Source organism: Gordonia sp. NPDC003425, from assembly GCF_053588635.1.
The window spans coordinates 48,926-66,418 of the sequence record NZ_JBSFQI010000011.1; the positions used below are offsets into that span (position 1 = coordinate 48,926).

General features: G+C 67.3%; 15 protein-coding genes. 8 read left to right on the plus strand and 7 right to left on the minus strand.

The genetic code is table 11. The features are described from left to right. The first annotated feature begins 27 nt into the window (after window positions 1–27). Window positions 28–1,797 carry an FAD-dependent oxidoreductase gene (locus ACWDTD_RS14145; protein ID WP_449747750.1) on the plus strand — a complete coding sequence of 590 codons (1,770 nt, stop codon included), beginning with the start codon at window positions 28–30 and terminating at the stop codon, window positions 1,795–1,797. Between the two features lie 98 nt (window positions 1,798–1,895). Here ACWDTD_RS14145 and ACWDTD_RS14150 read toward each other — a convergent pair whose 3' ends face one another. Together ACWDTD_RS14150 and ACWDTD_RS14155 are read right to left on the minus strand one after the other, a co-directional pair. Beyond that, a complete protein-coding gene (locus ACWDTD_RS14150; protein WP_449747832.1) occupies window positions 1,896–2,993 on the minus strand; it encodes an alpha/beta hydrolase in 1,098 nt (365 codons plus the stop codon). A 42-nt stretch (window positions 2,994–3,035) separates the two neighbouring features. Continuing rightward, window positions 3,036–3,971, minus strand: coding sequence for a PfkB family carbohydrate kinase (locus ACWDTD_RS14155; RefSeq protein WP_449747751.1), 936 nt, complete (start codon window positions 3,969–3,971; stop codon window positions 3,036–3,038). Between the two features lie 105 nt (window positions 3,972–4,076). On the opposite strand from ACWDTD_RS14155, the gene ACWDTD_RS14160 reads away from it, so the two are divergent. Beyond that, complete coding sequence (locus ACWDTD_RS14160; RefSeq protein WP_449747752.1) at window positions 4,077–5,630, plus strand: DUF222 domain-containing protein; 1,554 nt, start codon at window positions 4,077–4,079, stop codon at window positions 5,628–5,630. Window positions 5,631–5,646: 16 nt separating this feature from the next. Here the strand turns inward: ACWDTD_RS14160 and ACWDTD_RS14165 are convergent, their stop codons facing one another. After that, complete coding sequence (locus tag ACWDTD_RS14165) at window positions 5,647–6,744, minus strand: NAD(P)/FAD-dependent oxidoreductase (protein WP_449747753.1); 1,098 nt, start codon at window positions 6,742–6,744, stop codon at window positions 5,647–5,649. A gap of 96 nt (window positions 6,745–6,840) precedes the next feature. Between ACWDTD_RS14165 and ACWDTD_RS14170 the strand changes: the two genes are divergently transcribed. Further along, window positions 6,841–7,410, plus strand: coding sequence for a type 1 glutamine amidotransferase domain-containing protein (locus ACWDTD_RS14170; RefSeq protein ID WP_449747754.1), 570 nt, complete (start codon window positions 6,841–6,843; stop codon window positions 7,408–7,410). Then, a complete protein-coding gene (locus tag ACWDTD_RS14175; protein WP_449747755.1) occupies window positions 7,407–8,705 on the plus strand; it encodes an aspartate aminotransferase family protein in 1,299 nt (432 codons plus the stop codon). Before ACWDTD_RS14170 ends, ACWDTD_RS14175 begins: the two co-directional genes overlap by 4 nt. A gap of 24 nt (window positions 8,706–8,729) precedes the next feature. On the opposite strand, the gene ACWDTD_RS14180 is transcribed toward ACWDTD_RS14175, so the two are convergent. After that, window positions 8,730–9,212: a PPOX class F420-dependent oxidoreductase gene (locus ACWDTD_RS14180; protein ID WP_449747756.1), complete on the minus strand. Its 483-nt coding sequence runs from the start codon at window positions 9,210–9,212 to the stop codon at window positions 8,730–8,732. Between the two features lie 29 nt (window positions 9,213–9,241). Continuing rightward, the gene (locus ACWDTD_RS14185) at window positions 9,242–11,110 is read right to left on the minus strand and encodes an oleate hydratase (RefSeq protein ID WP_449747757.1); all 1,869 of its coding nucleotides are present in this window, start codon (window positions 11,108–11,110) and stop codon (window positions 9,242–9,244) included. Between the two features lie 244 nt (window positions 11,111–11,354). Between ACWDTD_RS14185 and ACWDTD_RS14190 the strand changes: the two genes are divergently transcribed. The 4 genes from ACWDTD_RS14190 (at window position 11,355) to trxA (ending at window position 16,133) form a co-directional block, all read left to right on the plus strand. Next, complete coding sequence (locus tag ACWDTD_RS14190; protein WP_449747758.1) at window positions 11,355–13,340, plus strand: OPT family oligopeptide transporter; 1,986 nt, start codon at window positions 11,355–11,357, stop codon at window positions 13,338–13,340. Window positions 13,341–13,442: 102 nt separating this feature from the next. Further along, window positions 13,443–14,603: a phosphotransferase family protein gene (locus ACWDTD_RS14195; protein WP_449747759.1), complete on the plus strand. Its 1,161-nt coding sequence runs from the start codon at window positions 13,443–13,445 to the stop codon at window positions 14,601–14,603. Continuing rightward, on the plus strand, window positions 14,603–15,718 hold the full coding sequence (locus ACWDTD_RS14200) for a hypothetical protein (RefSeq protein WP_449747760.1): 1,116 nt from the start codon (window positions 14,603–14,605) through the stop codon (window positions 15,716–15,718). Before ACWDTD_RS14195 ends, ACWDTD_RS14200 begins: the two co-directional genes overlap by 1 nt. Before the next feature lie 43 nt (window positions 15,719–15,761). After that, entirely contained in the window at window positions 15,762–16,133 is a 372-nt protein-coding gene (gene trxA / locus ACWDTD_RS14205) for a thioredoxin (protein WP_449747761.1), read from the plus strand. Here trxA and ACWDTD_RS14210 read toward each other — a convergent pair. Both ACWDTD_RS14210 and ACWDTD_RS14215 read right to left on the minus strand, forming a co-directional pair. Beyond that, a complete protein-coding gene (locus tag ACWDTD_RS14210; protein WP_449747762.1) occupies window positions 16,130–16,567 on the minus strand; it encodes a hypothetical protein in 438 nt (145 codons plus the stop codon). The genes trxA and ACWDTD_RS14210 overlap by 4 nt on opposite strands. A gap of 3 nt (window positions 16,568–16,570) precedes the next feature. After that, on the minus strand, window positions 16,571–17,485 hold the full coding sequence (locus ACWDTD_RS14215; protein ID WP_449747763.1) for a cytochrome c oxidase assembly protein: 915 nt from the start codon (window positions 17,483–17,485) through the stop codon (window positions 16,571–16,573). Between the last annotated feature and the right edge of the window lie 8 nt (window positions 17,486–17,493).

Genomic DNA, 17,493 nt, shown 5'->3' on the forward strand with positions numbered 1-17,493 from the left:
TGGTGACATGCATCGAGGACGCCGCCGATGACCGGCCCCGCCCACGACGGGCAGTCCGAGCCCCACCCCGGGCAGTCCGAGTCCGTCGCACCCGAGGACAACACGGCACCCACGCCGGCGATCGTGCTGGTGTCCGCCGAGCGCGCCGACGCGCTGGCCGACGAGTTCGGTCGCTACCGCCGCGACTACCGCATCGAGTGTGCCCGCTCTGCGGTCGAGGCCATCGTCTCGCTGGGCAGGCTCGCCACCGACGGCGTGCCGATCGCGCTGATCGTCGTGGACTCCGCACTGCCGGACATGTCGGTGCTGGAGGCGATGGGCTCGTTCCGCAGCATCGTGCCGACGGCGCGGCGGGTGGTGGTGATCGCATGGGAGCGGTTCGCCGAGCAGTCCACCACCTTGCGGCCCGCGCTGCAGAAGGGCAAGTTCGACACGTTCTTGCTGATGCCGCGCGGAGCACGCGACGAGGAGTTCCATTACGCGATCATCGAAATGCTCTCGGATTGGGGAGCCACCGTGGGCACCCCGGTGGTCGACACGATTCGCATCATCACCCCCGCCGAGACACCGCTGACGCTGTCGATCCGCGACTTCCTGGACCGGACCGGCATGCCCAACCGCACCTACCGTCCGGACAGTGCTGAGGGTCGTACGGCCATGGCGCTCGTGGACGGCGAGGGCGCCTACCCGCTGATCCATTCGGTGAGCCCCAAATTGCGTGACAAGGTGGTGGTCGCGCACGCCGTCCGGGATGTGGCGACGTTGATGTACGGCAGGCCATCGGATGTCGACGAGGACGAGGTGGTGGATCTCGCAATTGTCGGGGCCGGCCCCGCCGGTCTCGCGGCCGCCGTTTACGGTGCCTCCGAAGGCCTTTCGACGGTGGTGATCGAGTCCGAGGCGATCGGCGGGCAGGCGGGCACGAGTTCGATGATCCGCAACTATCTCGGTTTTCCGCGCGGTATCTCGGGGATGCGGCTGGCGCAGCGGGCGCGCACGCAGGCGGTGCGGTTCGGCGCGCGTTTCTACGCGGGCTGGTCGGTCGATCGACTCGAGGTCGGCGGTGACGGCGCGCCGCATCGTATCTGCACCGCGGGCGGCGACGTGCTGGCCCGAGCCGTGGTGATCAGCAGCGGGGTGGCCTACCGCCGCCTCGGCGTGCACGCATTGGAAGAACTGGTGGGCCGCGGCGTGAACTACGGCGCGGCGATGTCGGCGGCCCGCGAGATGGAGGGCCGCGACGTGTTCGTGGTCGGTGGCGGCAATTCGGCCGGACAGGCCGCGGTGCATCTGGCGCGGTTCGCCCGCTCGGTGACAATCGTGATCCGTCGGCCCGACCTGACGGCAACGATGTCGCAGTACCTGATCGGTGAGATCGCCTATCATCCGCGGATCACCGTGCGCGGGTCGTCGGAAGTGGTCGACGGAGGTGGCGATGCACAGCTGGAATGGCTCCGATTACGCGACCGGTCAACAGGTTCCACCGAGCGAGTGACGGCGGGCGGGCTGTTCCTGCTGATCGGCGCGGAACCGCATTGCGATTGGCTGCCCGACCAGATCGCCACCGACGACCGCGGTTTCGTCCTCACCGGGCGCGACGTCCCGAAGGAACACTGGCCCGGCGAGTTGCCGCCACCGAACCTGGCGACGAGTGCGCCGGGGGTGTTCGCCGCCGGCGACATCCGTGGCGGCTCGATGAAGCGGGTCGCGTCGGCCAGCGGTGAGGGCGCGAGCGCGGTGCCGCTGGTGCACGCGTTCCTCGCCGCACAGTCACACACCGCCGACGAGACCGCGTGACGAAGGCCGGGACCTTCGTACTCGGTGAGGAGTTCGCCAACCTCAGCGGAGAAGTCTCAGAATGAAACCTCTCATGACACCGCCCCGCGACGCTTTGGCTACGAGCGAAAGTCGCCATCGCCGAGAGCATCGAGTCCGCTGAGGAACTCGTCGACGCGCGGCCAGGTCTGCGCGAATGCGGCATCTCCGGCAATGAGGCCAAGATGACTGGTCTCGACGGTGTCGAAGTGGACCGCCGATGCGGCAGTGAACAATTCGACGCCGTGGTGGGCCGCGCGCCAGCTCGCGATGGCGTCGCGATGACTGCCGAAGAGCTGTATCGGTTGCGTGATGGAGGTGATGTCGACAATTCGTCCATCGAAATCGACTACGCCCGAAGCGAGTTCGTCGCGGTAGACGAAGTTCTGCCACATCTCGAGCGACACCTTGCCCGCGTAACCGGGCATCGAGTTCTGGAATCGGTCGATCACCTGCATGCGCGCCAGGGCGTCGGCATTGTCGGCGTTGCGCATGATGTACGACGGTTTGCGAATCTCCCGGTCCCATGCGGTGGCACGGTAGGCGATCCGGACCAGCGGGGCCGGAATACCTCCCATGGTGCGGAGCGCGGCGGTGATGGGAACACCGCCGACCGGACGCATGAGTCGTTTCACGAGCGGGTAGGGCACCACCGCGTCGTAGTCCAGCGGGGTGCCCACCGCGGTGATCGACCGCACCGGTAGGTCCGGGTGGGCGGCCACCGTGAGGAACGTGAGGGTGCCGCCGAGGCTCCACGCGGCGAGGTCGATCTGTCCGCCGCCTCCGGCGAAGTGATCGTCGATGGTTCGGGTGATCGCCTCGGGCACGATGTGGTCGAAGTAGTCGGCGAACCCCATGTGGCGTTCGGCGCGGCCGACGTCGCCGAAGTCGACGACGTAGGGCACCCGACCGGTCGCCAGCAGGTGTTCGGTCACCGATTGCCCGGGACCGAGGTCGTAGCAGCGGGCGGGCACGGCCAGCGGCGGTATCAGCAGGACCGGGGGGCGCTGTGCCGCGGCAGCCACCTGCGCGTCGGTGCCGTAGCGGCGCAGCGTCCGGTGCGGCTCGTCGCAGATCACCGTGAACGGGGTCTCCCGATCGGCGGCCACCTGATGACCGCCGAGGATGCGGGCGGCGGTGCGCACCCGGGCCCACCGCGACGATCCCGCCGACGCCATGTCCTGCTTCACCGTTCCCCGATCGACCGCTCCCCGATTCACTCAGTGCAATCTACGTGATCGGCCATCTACGTGATCGCAACCGCCGACCGTCCGCTCGCGGCCCACGTGCGCCGATGCCGCTGTGACGGCCGCACCGGCGGCGGCGAGCAGTCCGGCTCCGCGTGCCAGCCGAGCCGCCAACGTCCCGGCGAAGACGTCGCCGGCACCGGTGGTGTCGACCACGCGGATCCGCGGCACCGTGATCGTGTCGATGCCGGCTGCGGTGGCGACGATGGTGGGCTCGCCGCCGCGGGTGATGATCACCGAACGGCTTTGCGAGAGCAGTTGTCGGGCCGTGTCTGTGATGTCTGTGGCGGTGACGTCGGCAGAAGCCGGCGCGTCAGCGTAGTAGGCGGCCTCCAGATGGTTGACGATCAGCGGATCGGCCGCCGCGAGAATCCGCGGATCGACGGGTGCCGCCGGACTGGGGTTCAGGACGAATCGCCGGCCGCGGTCATCGGCCCACCCGGCCGCCGCGGCGATGGCCTCCATCGGCGACTCCAGTTGGGTCACCACCACGTCGGGGCGCGTCGCATCCAGGGCGGACACCACGTCGTGTGCACCGAGTTCCGCATTGGCGCCGGTGATCACCACGATGCTGTTGTCCCCGTCGTCGTCCACCTCGATCACGGCGTGACCGCTGGTTCCCGCGACCCGCCGTACGTGCGTCACATCGACGCCACCCTTCTCAAGGGCCTCGATCATCAGATCACCCGCCGCATCGGTGCCTGTGGCGCCGATGAGGGAGGTGCTCGTCTCAGCAGCAGCAGCGAGCGCCTGATTGGCCCCCTTGCCACCTGGCCGCTGCATGAGTGAACGGCCCAACACCGTCTCACCGACGGCGGGACGCCGTGAGACCCGCAGCACGAGGTCGAGGTTGAGGGTGCCGACAACGGCAACCTTCCGGTGCCTGGGCGACTCGCCGGATGCGCTCACCCGTCGAGTATCGCGCGTGCGAGATCCGACCGGCCTCGCACGGCGCGTTCTCGCGGCCTGATCTGCGCGAACAGAATTGTCGGTGGTCGCATGTATGTTCGAAGCATGTCCATAGGAGAGCCGCCGACGTCGGTCGGCATGCCGGCCCCGACCCCTGCCGGGGCGCTGCCGATCGCTGCGCAGCTCGGTGATGACGAGGAGTTGTCGAAAACCGATCTGATCGAGGTGATCGCCCACTGCGCCGCCACCACCGCGACCGCTCAGTTCCGCATGCTGCAGGCAATCAGCCTCATCCACGAGGAACACGAAGAGGATTACGGACATGACGTCGGCCGGCACACCACCGGACAGGCCGACTCGGCCGCCGCCATCGCCGAGCACGCGGCGCGCGGACGCGCCGGGGAGAACCCCCGTGCCGAATTCGGGCCCGACGGACTCGAACGCACCATCGCCGACATCGGCGCGGTGCTCTCGGTACCTCCGCGACAGGCACGTGACCTCATCGTGACGGCCCACGCGCTGCGCTACCGCCTGCCCCAGACCGCCGGCGCGCTGGCCTGCGGACGTATCGATCTGCGTCGATTCACCATCGCCGTCGCACGTACCGAATTGTGCTCGCCGGAACACATTCGCGACGTCGACACCGAGATCGCCCTTGCCGTGTTCTCCCGCGATCAGATGTCGCTCACCCGTTACACCGCGATGATCGATGCGATCGTCACGCGCATCGACGATGCCGCACCGCGACGGCGGCGCGAACTCGTCGAGTCCGACCGCAACATCCGAATCCGTCCGGATCGGTTCACCACCGGCCAGGCACGCGTGTCGGGAACTCTGCCGGTCACCTCCGGCGTACGCGTCGACGCCCGGCTGACCGCGATGGCCGACTCCGTGCACGACGCGGACCCGCGAACACGCACCCAACGCCGCGCCGACGCGCTGATCGCGCTCGCCGAGGGCCACGACACACTCGCCTGCCGCTGCCCGGCATGCGTCACCGCCATCGAATCGGGAGCGGCGGCCCCCACACCCGACACACCTGCCTCGCCGCGCGCGATCATCCACGTGGTGGCCAACCAGTCCACCCTCGACGGAGACGACGATGAGCCGGGCTACCTCGACGGTTACGGCGTGATCGACGCCGCCACCGTAGGTGAACTCATGGCGGGCGCCGAGTTCGAACTCCTTCACCCCGACCATGCGCAATCCGCCCGCGCCGCACTGCGGTACACCCCCAGCCGCAAGCTCGACGCCCTGATCCGCTCCGGCGAACTGTGCTGCTCGTTTCCCGGCTGCACCAACCCCGTCTGGCGAACCGATCTCGACCACACCGTGCCCTTCGACCACAAGGACCCGACTCGTGGCGGAAAAACCAAGCGGCACAACATTAAACCAGTCTGCCGCTTCCATCACCGCGTCAAAACCTTCGGATCGTGGCGCGACTACCAGCTCGCCATGAACACCAGCATCTTCCAATCCCCCACCGGACACTGGTTCGTCGGCAACTCCTTCACCGGACTCGACCTGTTCCCCCGCCTCCGCGACAAACCACCCGACCACCCGGCACGACGAACCATCGACACCATGCATGCGCGACGACGCGCCATCGCCGAACGCGCGCAGCAAGAATGGGACGACGCGAACCCGCCACCGTTCTAGCCGGGATTCGCCTCGCTCATTCCGCCGACCGTCCCAGCAGGTCCGCAGGGGTGAAGGGTGCCGGCACGGCACCGACATCCACCGACATGGCCAGCATCTCCCCCAGCGTCGGCGCGTGCTTGAACAGGTTGTGGCCGGCCAGACAGAACACCGGCCCCGACTGCCAGATGGCCACGCCGTCGTCGCCCCACGGCAGCGACGTCACCCAGCAGTGCACGATGCCGGTGGGCGTCGGATCCAGTCCGGGAAGGGCCCGCGCAACGTAGTCCGACGTGTCCTCCGCCAGACGCGCCAGTGCGTCCGGGTCCGCGATGCCGCCGATGCCGGTCGCGGGCACCGAATCCGACAGTCCCAGTCCGTATTCCGAACGGTCCGGGTAGGCCGCGGCATAGACACCGGTGAATCCGAAGTCGCCGCTGCCGTCCTGCAGGGTCGGGAGCCGATCGACCTCGCCGCGCACCGCGAACGACACCCGCACATGCGCGCCGAGGGTCACCGGGATGTCGAGACCCACGCCACGGGCCAGCGCTGCGGTCTCCCGTCCGGCGCAGACCACGGCCGCACCGTGCTCGGCCACCAGGGTCGGGCAGCGCACCTGCACGCCGTCACCGTTGCGGCGCAACGAAATCACCTGCTGGGTCTCGATCCGATCGCCCAGCGCCCGGGCGAGCAGCTCGATGGCCGTACGAGTATGAATCGATCCGCCACCCGGATCGAAGACCACCGGACCGTCGAAGTCGGCGAGAATGGGCAGCAGCGTGCGCAATTCGTGGGCGTCGACGGTGTGTGCGCCGATCTCGGGATGGCGTTGCAACTCCGCCAACCTGCCCGATGCCGCAGCGCCCAGCGAGACCGCACCATCGCCACTGACCAGCGGTGCACCGAGCTCGTCCTCCCACCGTCGCCAGTGCGCTCGGGCGCGTACCGCGAGTTCCACCAGCCGCGGGTCGTCGTGCGCGTGGCGGAAGATTCGCGATTGGCCTGCCGACTGTCCGAATCCGGGCACCCCGGTCTCGTAAACGGTGACAGTGAGTCCTTGTTCGGCAAGTTGATAGGCCGCCGACAGCCCGACGATCCCGGCACCGATGACCGCCACATCCGAGGTTCGCGTCATGGATTCCACGCTACAAGCGCGCTGCCCGGCCGAGCACCGACGCGTACCGTCGAAGACAGACCCCCAACCCGATCCCGACATGAACGGAGTAACGCCATGGCCGACGAACTGAACGGATTGACGATCGCCTTCCTGGTGGCGCCCGAGGGCATTGAACAGGTGGAACTCACCGAACCGTGGCGTGCGGTCACCGAGACCGGTGGCACACCGAAACTGGTGTCCACCGCCGAGGGAACGGTGCAGGCATTCAACCATCTCGACGCGGCCGACACCTTCGACGTGGATGCCACCGCCGAGGCGGTGAGCGCGGATTCCTTCGATGCGCTGGTGCTGCCCGGTGGTGTGGCCAATCCGGATTTCCTGCGCACCGAGCCGTCGGCGGTCGCGTTGGTCACGCAGTTCTTCGACGCCGGTAAGCCGGTGGCGGCCATCTGCCACGCACCCTGGACGCTCATCGAGGCCGACGTGGTGCGCGGCCGCACCCTCACCTCGTGGCCCAGCCTGCGCACCGACCTCACCAATGCGGGTGCCACCTGGGTCGACCAAGAGGTGGTGGTGGATCGCGAGGGACCCAACACCCTGATCACCAGCCGCAATCCCGACGACATCCCGGTGTTCAACGCGGCACTGGTCACCGAGTTCGGCCGCCGCCCGGTGGCACATTGACCCACCTCCCGCACACCGACCTCACCCGCCACCTCATCCGGTACGGCGGCACCTTCAGTCCGGAACTCATCGCGCGCGCCGAGGGCAGCTTCGTCTACACCGCCGATGGACGACGCGTCCTGGACTTCACCTCGGGCCAGATGTCGGCGATCCTCGGTCACTCACACCCCGACGTGGTGGCCACCGTCTCCCGGCAGATCGCCACCCTCGATCACCTGTTCAGCGGCATGCTCAGCGAACCGGTGCTCGACTTGGCTTCCCGGCTCGCCGATTCGCTGCCCGATCCGCTGGAGAAGGTGCTGCTGCTGACCACCGGGGCCGAATCGAACGAGGCCGCGATCCGGATGGCGAAGTTGGTCACCGGCAAACACGAGATCGTGTCGTTCGCGCGCTCGTGGCACGGCATGACCCACGCGGCGGCCGCCGCCACCTACAGCGCCGGCCGGGGCGGCTACGGTCCGGTGGCGGCGGGCAATTTCGCGCTACCCACCCCCGACGCGTTCCGCCCGGACTTCACCCGTCCGGACGGGTCGCTCGACTGGGAACGTCAACTCGACTTCGGTTTCGGGCTGATCGACGCCCAGTCGGTGGGGTCGCTCGCCGCGTGCATCGTCGAACCGATCTTGTCCTCGGGCGGGGTCATCGAGCCGCCGCCCGGCTATCTTGCTGCGCTGCAACGCAAATGCCGCGAACGCGACATGCTGCTCATCGTCGACGAGGCGCAGACCGGCCTGTGCCGCACCGGGGACTGGTACGCATTCGAACGTGACGACGTTGTTCCCGACATCATCACCCTGTCCAAGACGCTCGGCGCCGGCCTACCGCTGGCGGCCACCATCACCACCGCCGAGATCGAACAGGCCGCCCACGACCGCGGGTTCCTGTTCTTCACCACCCACGTCTCCGATCCGCTTGTCGCCGCGGTGGGCAACACGGTGCTCGACGTGCTCGAGCGCGACGATCTCGACCAACGCGCCAGGGCGGCAGGCAAACTGCTCCGCGATGGACTCACCGAGATCCAACACAATCATCCGGTGGTGGGCGACATCCGCGGACGCGGCCTGCTGCAGGGACTCGAGTTGATCGACGGCGACGACACCGGCACCGCCGATCGGCTCGGCGCGGCGGTCACCCGGCGTTGCTTCGAGCTCGGGTTGCACATGAACGTCGTGCAACTGCCGGGCATGGGCGGCACGTTCCGGATCGCCCCGCCGCTCACCGCGACCGACGACGAACTGCGCCTGGGCATCGACATCCTGGATCAGGCCATCGGCGAGTGCACGGGGGCGCGCTGATCGCCTCACCGCATGCTCGGCTCGCTACTCCCCTGCGTCGAGTCGTGCGGCGATGCCGGCGGGAAAACCGCCGGTGGCCACCGGTCCCCACGAGGTCGGCGTGATGCGGATCAGCGATTTGCCCTGGACCCGCATCGCCGCGCGGTACTCATCCCAGTCGGGGTGTTCGCCCGAGATCGATCGGAAATAGTCGACGAGGCCGTCTTCGGCGTCGGGCATGTGCAGGATCTCGGCGGTGCCGTCGATCTGCACCCACGGCCCGTTCCACTCGTCGGAGACCACGCAGACGCTCACGTCCGGATCCCGCTGCGCGTTCAGGGTTTTCGCCCGTCCCGGGTAGGTGGCGATGACGATGCGACCGTCGTCGTCGACGCCTCCGGTGACCGGCGAGATCTGCGGTTTTCCGTTGCGTCTGTACGTGAGTAACAGCAGGTGATGGCGCGGCCGGACGAAGTCCAGCAGCGCGTCGAGATCGACGGGGTCGGCGGTCGCGATCGTTCTGGCCACGAGGCAATGATACGACCGCCGACCACCTGTCAGTCCTTGGTCACCGGGGCGCGGTCGCCGATGGTGCCGTTCAGATCGATCGCGTCGTTACGGATCTTGCGGGTGGTACCCGCGGTCGGGATCAGCTCGTACTCGGCGAGCAGTTCACCCACCTGGTTGGATTCGAGCTTCCCGAAGATCTTGTTCCGCACCACCTTCGGCCCGGGCAGATCCACCATCTTGCCGTCACGCAACCGGCTCGATGCGGCCACCATGCTGCGGATGTCGTAGGTGGAGTTGAACACCTCGGGCACACCACGCTCGATGCCGAGCAGGGTGTAGACCGCCTCCATCGGGGTGCGCACGGAGTACTCGGTGGTGAAGATGCAATCTCGGCTGGTCTCGGCGAACTGCCCGATGAAGGCGAAGTTCACCGCTCCCTCGGGCACCACGTCGGGCCGGTCGCCGGCCTGGCGCGGCATGAAGAACGACGTCACGTACGGCATCATCACCGGAACCGCCTTCGCGCCGCTCGCCGCGAGTTCGGGGATGTCGGCATCGGGGACGCCGAGGTGATAGAGCCACTCCTGCACGATCTCCTCACCGGTGCACTCGCTCATCGTCTTCTTCACGTAATCGCCGGGCTTGTCCACGAACAGGCCGTACACCCACACGACGATCTGGTCCTTGGGCTGCTGCTTGAAGTGCGGCTGCCGGTTGACCGTCCAGCTCATCAGCCAGTTCGAGTCGGTGGCGGTGACGATCCCGCCCGTCACCACCCGGCCGCTGAACGGATCCCGCTTGGTGATCTTCTGGATGTACTCGGGGATGCGCTTGTCCAGCGTGGTGACCGTGCACGATTCCCACTTGGTCTTGGGGATGTCGCCGCAGAACACCTCCGGCCGGCCGAAGGACGGATCCTGTGCCGCGATCCGGCGCCACAGGTCCCACGCCGGTGCCGGCCCCTCGTCGAGTTCCGCCGGCGTGTGGTGGTCGCCGTTGTTGGAGTTCTCGGTCAACGATCCGATCGTCATGAACACCAGGTCGTCGGCGCCCAACTCGGTGACACCGGTGGAACCGGGCTCTCCCGCGGTGCTCTTGGAGCCGGCATTCCAATGAACGGCGGTGGCCTGCTTGCGATCTGCCGAGATGTCGAAGTCGACGTCGGTCACCTCGGTGTCGAAGTGGAACGTCACGCCCTGGTCGAGCAGCCAGGTGTAGAGCGGCAGCACCAGCGATTCGTACTGGTTGTACTTGGTGAACTTGAGCGCGGAGAAGTCGGGCAGCCCGCCGATGTGGTGGATGAAACGGTGGATGTAGAGCTTCATCTCCAGCGCCGAATGCCATTCCTCGAAGGCGAACATGGTGCGCCAGTACATCCAGAAGTTGCTCTTGAGGAATTCCTCGGAGAACACCTCGTCGATCCGCACGTTCTCCATCTCTTCGCGGCTGGCGAGGAAGAGTTTGAGAACCTCCTTCTGCGCCTTGTCGCTCAGCGTGAACTTGCCGTCGGTGTGTGCGTCCTCGCCGCGGTTGACGGTGGCGCGCTGCAAGGAGTAGTTCGGGTCGTCCTTGTTGAGCCAATAGAATTCGTCGAGCACGCTGGCGCCCTCGATCTCGATCGACGGGATGGACCGGAACAGATCCCACAGGCATTCGAAGTGGTTTTCCATCTCACGGCCACCGCGGATGACGAATCCCTTCTCGGGTTCCTTGATGCCGTCGAGCGCACCGCCGGGCAACTTGAGGCGTTCGAAGACGGTGATCTTGTCACCCGACATCTGCCCGTCGCGGATCAGGAACGCCGCACCGGACAGCGAGGCCAGACCCGCGCCCACAAACCAGGCCGTCTTGTCGTCCACCCCCTGCGGCTTCCGGGGTCGGGCAAATGCCTCGTAGTTTCCACTGCTGTAGTACATCGCACGTCCTCTCACGGGGTGTGATCGCTTATGGGTTTGCCCCCCTGTTCAAGCCGTACCACGCGGAGTTGACATCGACCCGCAACGTCGGTGAATTCACTTGCGAAATCCCCGGTGCGGCCCGCCACACCGGTGCGACACACACGACTCGCCCCGATCGCCGCGCATCAATGCGTCGCCGACCCTAGAGTGTTGAACACAATTCCCATCGATGGCGCACGTCCGGCACCGTCCGACGAGAGGAATGCCCGTGACCCTCACCGCGCCGGCAGGTGACACCAGTCTCCGCGAACTCACGCTGCGCGGGGCCATCCTCGGCGGACTGATCACCCTGGTGTTCACCGCCGCGAACGTGTATCTCGGGCTCAAGGTCGGTTTGACCTTCGCCACCGCGATCCCCGCGGCCGTCATCTCGATGGCCATCCTCCGCAACTTCCGCAACCACTCCATCGTCGAGAACAACATCGTGCAGACGATCGCCTCGGCGGCCGGCACACTCTCGGCGATCATCTTCGTGCTGCCCGGCCTGATCATGGTCGGCTGGTGGACCGGATTCCCCTACTGGATCACCGTCGCGGTCTGTGCCGTGGGCGGCATCCTCGGCGTGATGTACTCGATCCCGTTGCGGCGGGCACTGGTCACCGGATCGGATCTGCCCTACCCCGAGGGTGTGGCGGCCGCAGAGGTCCTCAAGGTCGGCGAGACCCGCGAGGGCGTCGAGAGCAACAAGGCCGGGCTGCGCGCGATCGTCATCGGCGGTGTCACCTCGGCGTTCCTCGCCATCCTGGGCAACCTCAAGCTCATCAACACCGGTCCCGAGGTGGCGTTCAAATTCGCCTCCGGCGGCACACTCGTCAGTGCCGGGCTGCAACTGTCGCTCATCGGCATCGGTCACCTGGTGGGTGTGACCGTGGGTATCGCGATGCTGGTGGGCCTGGTGATCGGCTACTTCATCATCCTGCCCATCCAATCGTCGGGTCAGGTCACTCCCGGCACCGCCGTCGCCGACGTCGTCGACAAGGTCTTCACCGACGACGTGCGGTTCGTCGGAGCCGGCGTGATCGCCGTGGCCGCGGTGTGGACACTGATCAAGCTCGTCCTCCCGATCGCCCGCGGTATCGCCGATTCCATCGCGTCGGCCCGCGCGCGCAAGGGCGGCGTCACCGTCGATATCACCGAGCGCGACATCCCGTTCCCGATCGTCGGCACCACCATCGTGGTGATGCTCGTACCGATCGGCCTGCTGCTCTGGGACTTCGTGCACGACACGGCGATCGCCGGACATTCCGGCGGCATCATCGCCGCCACGCTGGTGTTCGTGTTCGTCATCGGGCTGGTGGTGGCCGCCGTGTGCGGCTACATGGCCGGCCTGATCGGCTCGTCCAACAGCCCCATCTCGGGTGTGGGCATCCTCGCGGTGATCCTGGCCGCGCTGCTCATCAAGGCGGTCTTCGGCAGTTACGACAGCCAGCAGTCGGCGGCGCTGATCGCCTACACACTGTTCGCCACCGCCATCGTCTTCGGCGTCGCCACCATCTCCAACGACAACCTGCAGGACCTCAAGACCGGTCAACTCGTCGGCGCCACACCCTGGAAGCAGCAGGTGGCGCTGATCATCGGCGTGCTGTTCGGCTCCGCGATCATCCCGCCGATCCTGGGCGTGATGAACACCGCGTTCGGCTTCCAGGGGGCACCGGGCGCGGGCAAGGACGCACTGCCGGCACCGCAGGCCAGCCTGATCTCCTCACTCGCACAGGGTGTGTTCGGCGGTGACCTCAACTGGAAGATGCTGTGGATCGGGGTGGCGATCGGCGTCGGGATCATCCTGATCGACGAGGTCCTCGGCCTCACCGTGAAGAAGTTCCGGCTGCCTCCGCTGGCCGTCGGCATGGGCATCTACCTGCCGATGGCGGTCACGCTGATGATCCCGCTCGGCGCCTTCATCGGTGCCGCGTACAACAAGTGGGCCGAACGCAGCGGCGGCGACGTCGAGGACAAGAAGCGCCTCGGCGTACTGCTGGCGACCGGCCTGATCGTCGGTGAGGCTCTGTGGGGTGTCGTGTTCGCCGCCATCGTCGCCTCCACCGGCGACGACAGCGTGCTGGCGGTGGTCGGCGACGGCTGGGACAACGGCGCGCAGATCCTGGGCATCGTGCTGTTCGTGCTCATCGTGATCGGTGTGTACCGCGCACTCCAGAAACTGGCCGAACGTCCCACCGGGCCGAACTGATCCGATCTCGAGACACCTCCCACCCCGAGGTGCTGTCATGAGTCTGGACACCGGGTGTCCGCACGCCGACCGGCGCGTGAATGCCCGACGGAAGGACTCGCCATGGCCAGCCAACCGACCCTCGAGGACGTCGACCACCTGCAGCGATCTGCGCGTGACACGGCCGCACTGCCCGCAGCACTCGCCGACTGGCTGAGCACGCGGCTGCCGCCGGGTTCGTCACCGACGGTGGTGGTGGAGCCGGGGGCAGACGCCAACGGCATGTCGTCGGAGACGGTGATGCTCACCGGCGAGTGGACCGAGAACGACGAACGACGGCACGGGCGGTGGGCCATGCGGCTGCAGCCGCGCCCCGCCGACATCCCGGTGTTCGAGCGCTATCACCTCGACCACCAGTACGAGGTGATGCGGCGCGCCGCCGAGCTGACCACACTGCCGATCCCGGCGGTGCGCTGGCTCGAGTCGACCGGTGAGATCCTCGGTTCGCCGTTCTTCGTGATGGACCGCGTCGACGGCCGGGTGCCACCCGACGTGATGCCGTATACGTTCGGCGACAACTGGTTCTTCGACGCACCGGCCGACAAACGCCGCGCACTGCAGGACGCCACCGTCGGCGTGATCGCCACCCTGCATTCGATCCCCGACGCCGCCGCCACCTTCGGCTTCCTCGAAGCGGGTGCGTCCGACGGCGCCACGGACGACGGGCCCACCCCGCTGCACCGCAGACTCGTCGACCTCGACCGGTTCTATCGTTTCGCCGCCGACGGGCTCGGACCGTCACCTCTCCTCGAACGCGCACTCGGCTGGCTGCACGAGCACTTTCCCGACGAGATCGCCGCCGCGGAACCGGTGCTCAACTGGGGTGACGCGCGAATCGGCAACGTGATCTACGACGACGGGTTCGCGCCGGCCGCCATTCTGGACTGGGAGATGGCCACCCTGGGCCCCCGGGAACTCGACGTCTCATGGCTCATCTTCGCGCACAACGTCTTTCAGGAGCTGTGTGGACTCGGCAACCTACCGGGACTGCCTGATGTGTTGCGCGAGAACGATGTGCGCGACACCTACCGCGAACTCACCGGCGTCGACCTGGGTGATCTGCACTGGTTCTACATCTACGCCGGCGTCATCTGGGGAGTGATCTTCATGCGCACCGCGAACCGGCGCGTGCACTTCGGCGAGGCGCCGCGGCCCACCGACATCGACGCGGAACTCTTCTACCATCGTCAGCTTCTCGAACGTCTACTGGCAGGAGCCGCCTGATGCTCGGACCACTCGATGAGTACCCGATTCATCAAGTACCGCAACCGATTGCGTGGCCGGAGTCGTCGGACCGCAACTTCTACGACCGGTGCTATTTCAATGCGCACGACCGCACCGGCGACATCTTCGTCATCACCGGACTGGGCTACTACCCGAACCTCGGGGTCAAGGACGCCTATGTGCTCATCCGCCGCGGCGACGAGCAGACCGCGCTGCACCTGTCCGACGCGATCGACCAGAACCGGCTCGACCAGCGCGTCAACTCCTACCGCATCGAGGTCGTCGAACCGCTGCGCACCGTACGCCTCGTGCTGGAGGAGACCGAGGGCATCGCGTTGGACCTGACCTGGCACGGCCTGTTCGATCCGCTGCAGGAACAGCCCCACCTGATGCGCCGCGGCAATCGGGTGACGCTGGACGCCCAGCGTTTCGCCCAGCTCGGCTCGTGGAGCGGATGGCTGCGGATCGACGACACCGAGATCGCGGTGCAACCCGCCACGTGGATCGGCAGCCGCGACCGCTCGTGGGGCATCCGTCCGATCGGGGAGCCCGAACCCGCCGGCCGGCCCGCCGACCCGCCGTTCGACGGTATGTGGTGGACCTATGTGCCCGTCGCGTTCGACGACTTCGCGCTCGTCTTCATCGTGCAGGAGGAGCCGGACGGGATGCGCACCCTCAACGACTGCAGCCGGGTGTGGAAAGACGGACGGGTCGAGCAGATGGGATGGCCGCGATTCGACATCCACTATCGGCCCGGAACCCGCATCCCGACCGGTGCCACCATCGCCGCCACCGCGCTCGACGGCTCCCCCGTCACCCTGGAGGTGACCTCCCTACTACCCGCCGTACTGCATGCCGGCGGTGGCTACGGCGGTGATCCCGACTGGCAGCACGGCATGTGGCGCGGTGAGGCCTTCACCGAACGTCTCACCTACGACATGAACGATCCCGCGGTGGTGGGTCGGATGCCGTTCGGCGCGATCGACCATGTCGCCCGCGTCGAGTGCCGCGAGGCCGACGGCACCACACGGGAGGGCTGGGGCCTGTTCGAACACTTCATCATCGGCAGGCACGACCCCTCCGGCTTCGCCGACTGGGTCTCCGTCGCACCGTGACGACACGTGGCACATGCCCCTAGGGGTACGTACCGTGGAGGTCATGAGTACACAAGAAATGACCCTCGACAACTTCGAGTCGACCGTCCAGGGCGGCGGCACCGTGCTCGTCGACTTCTGGGCTGCGTGGTGCGGACCGTGCCGTCAGTTCGCGCCGACCTTCGAGAAGGCGTCGGAGACCCACCCCGACATCGTGTTCGGCAAGGTCGACACCGAGGCACAGCAGCAGCTCGCCGCGGGCTTCGGCATCCGCTCGATCCCCACGCTGATGGCATTCCGTGACGGGGTGCTGGTGTTCAACCAGCCCGGAGCACTGCCGCCCGCGCAGCTCGAACAGCTGATCGGCGCGGTGCAAGACCTCGACATGGACCAGGTGCGCGCCGAGATCGCCGCCGCCGAGGCGCAACAGGGCTAGCCGAACTGCCCCACCACGAACCCCGCGAGCAGTACCAGCATCCCGCCGATCTCACCCACGATCAGTGCGCCCATCGCCACCCGCAGCGCGGCGTCGGGGGCGGCGAACTGATTGGTGGTGTCGCGCCGCGCACCGTGCACGATGTAGCTCGCGATCGCACCGACGAAGAACACCACCATCACCGCGGCAGCGATCAGGTTCACCCACTCGGGCCAGGCACTGAGCTCGACGAACACCGCGACCAGCAACGTCGCGAATGAGTAGAGCAACGCCGAACGGTGCGCGATGTCGACGTAGGGGTGGGCCTGATGATCGTGCGCGACGCGCATCTGCCGGTACTTCCAGACGCCCAGCACCAGTGCCAGCAGAAAGATGAGGCCTGCCGCCAGCACGGTGAGCGCGGTGGCGTAGCCCAGCTCGACGGGTGTGCGCATTCGTCAACGATAACGATCGCGCAGGTTGGGATCGTTCTCCCACCACAGACCCGACGTTTCGACCGGATCGTCGGAGTGCGCGGCGGCGTGGGCATCCTCACGCTGTTCGGCCACCGCCTCGTCGGCCCGGAAACGCCGGAACAGCAGCATCAGGAACGGCAGACCCACCACGTCCCCCAGAATCCACAGGATGCCGGCGCCGATGGTCTGGTCGGTGCGCACACTCGGGCCCCACGTGCGGTGCAGCGACTCGTAATACCCCGCGGCCACCAACGAACCCTGCCAGAGCACGATGCCCAGCACGCCGTCGGCGATGCTCTCCATCGTGGTGATGCCCAGCGACAGCGCTTGCGGGTAGCGGTGCGGAACGGGATCGAGCTGCAGGCGGGCGTAGAAGTAGAGCACGCCGATCATCACCAGCAGCAGTCGCGTCGCGGCGTCCACCGCCGGATCGCGCAACACCAACTCGTACCAGCCGGTGAAGTAGATGAGCCAGGGCGTGACCAGCACCAGCGCCGACGTGGCGATCGGTCCCAGTAGGACGCGGGCCACGCGAGTGTCCAGGGCCGCATCGAGGCGGGCGCGGCCCGCATCACCCAGCGCGTCGCGGGCCACCGTCACCGGCGTGCCCAGGGCCAGACCCAACGGCGCGACGAGCAACAGCAGCACGAACTGCAGGGCCCTGATCCAGAAGAGGGTGTCGGAGTACACACCGATCACACTGATCCCCGACAGCAGCCACACCCCGCCACCGAGCGCGGTGAACACCACCGCACGCGAGACCGGCACCGTCGCGGCGCGGCGCCAACCCAGCCAGTAGGCGACCACCACGGCAACCACGATCACCGTGGTGACGGTGTCGGGCCGCCACGCGGTGACCACGACGTCGGGGGTCAGCGGGGTCGAGGCCGGATGCACGTCCTCCA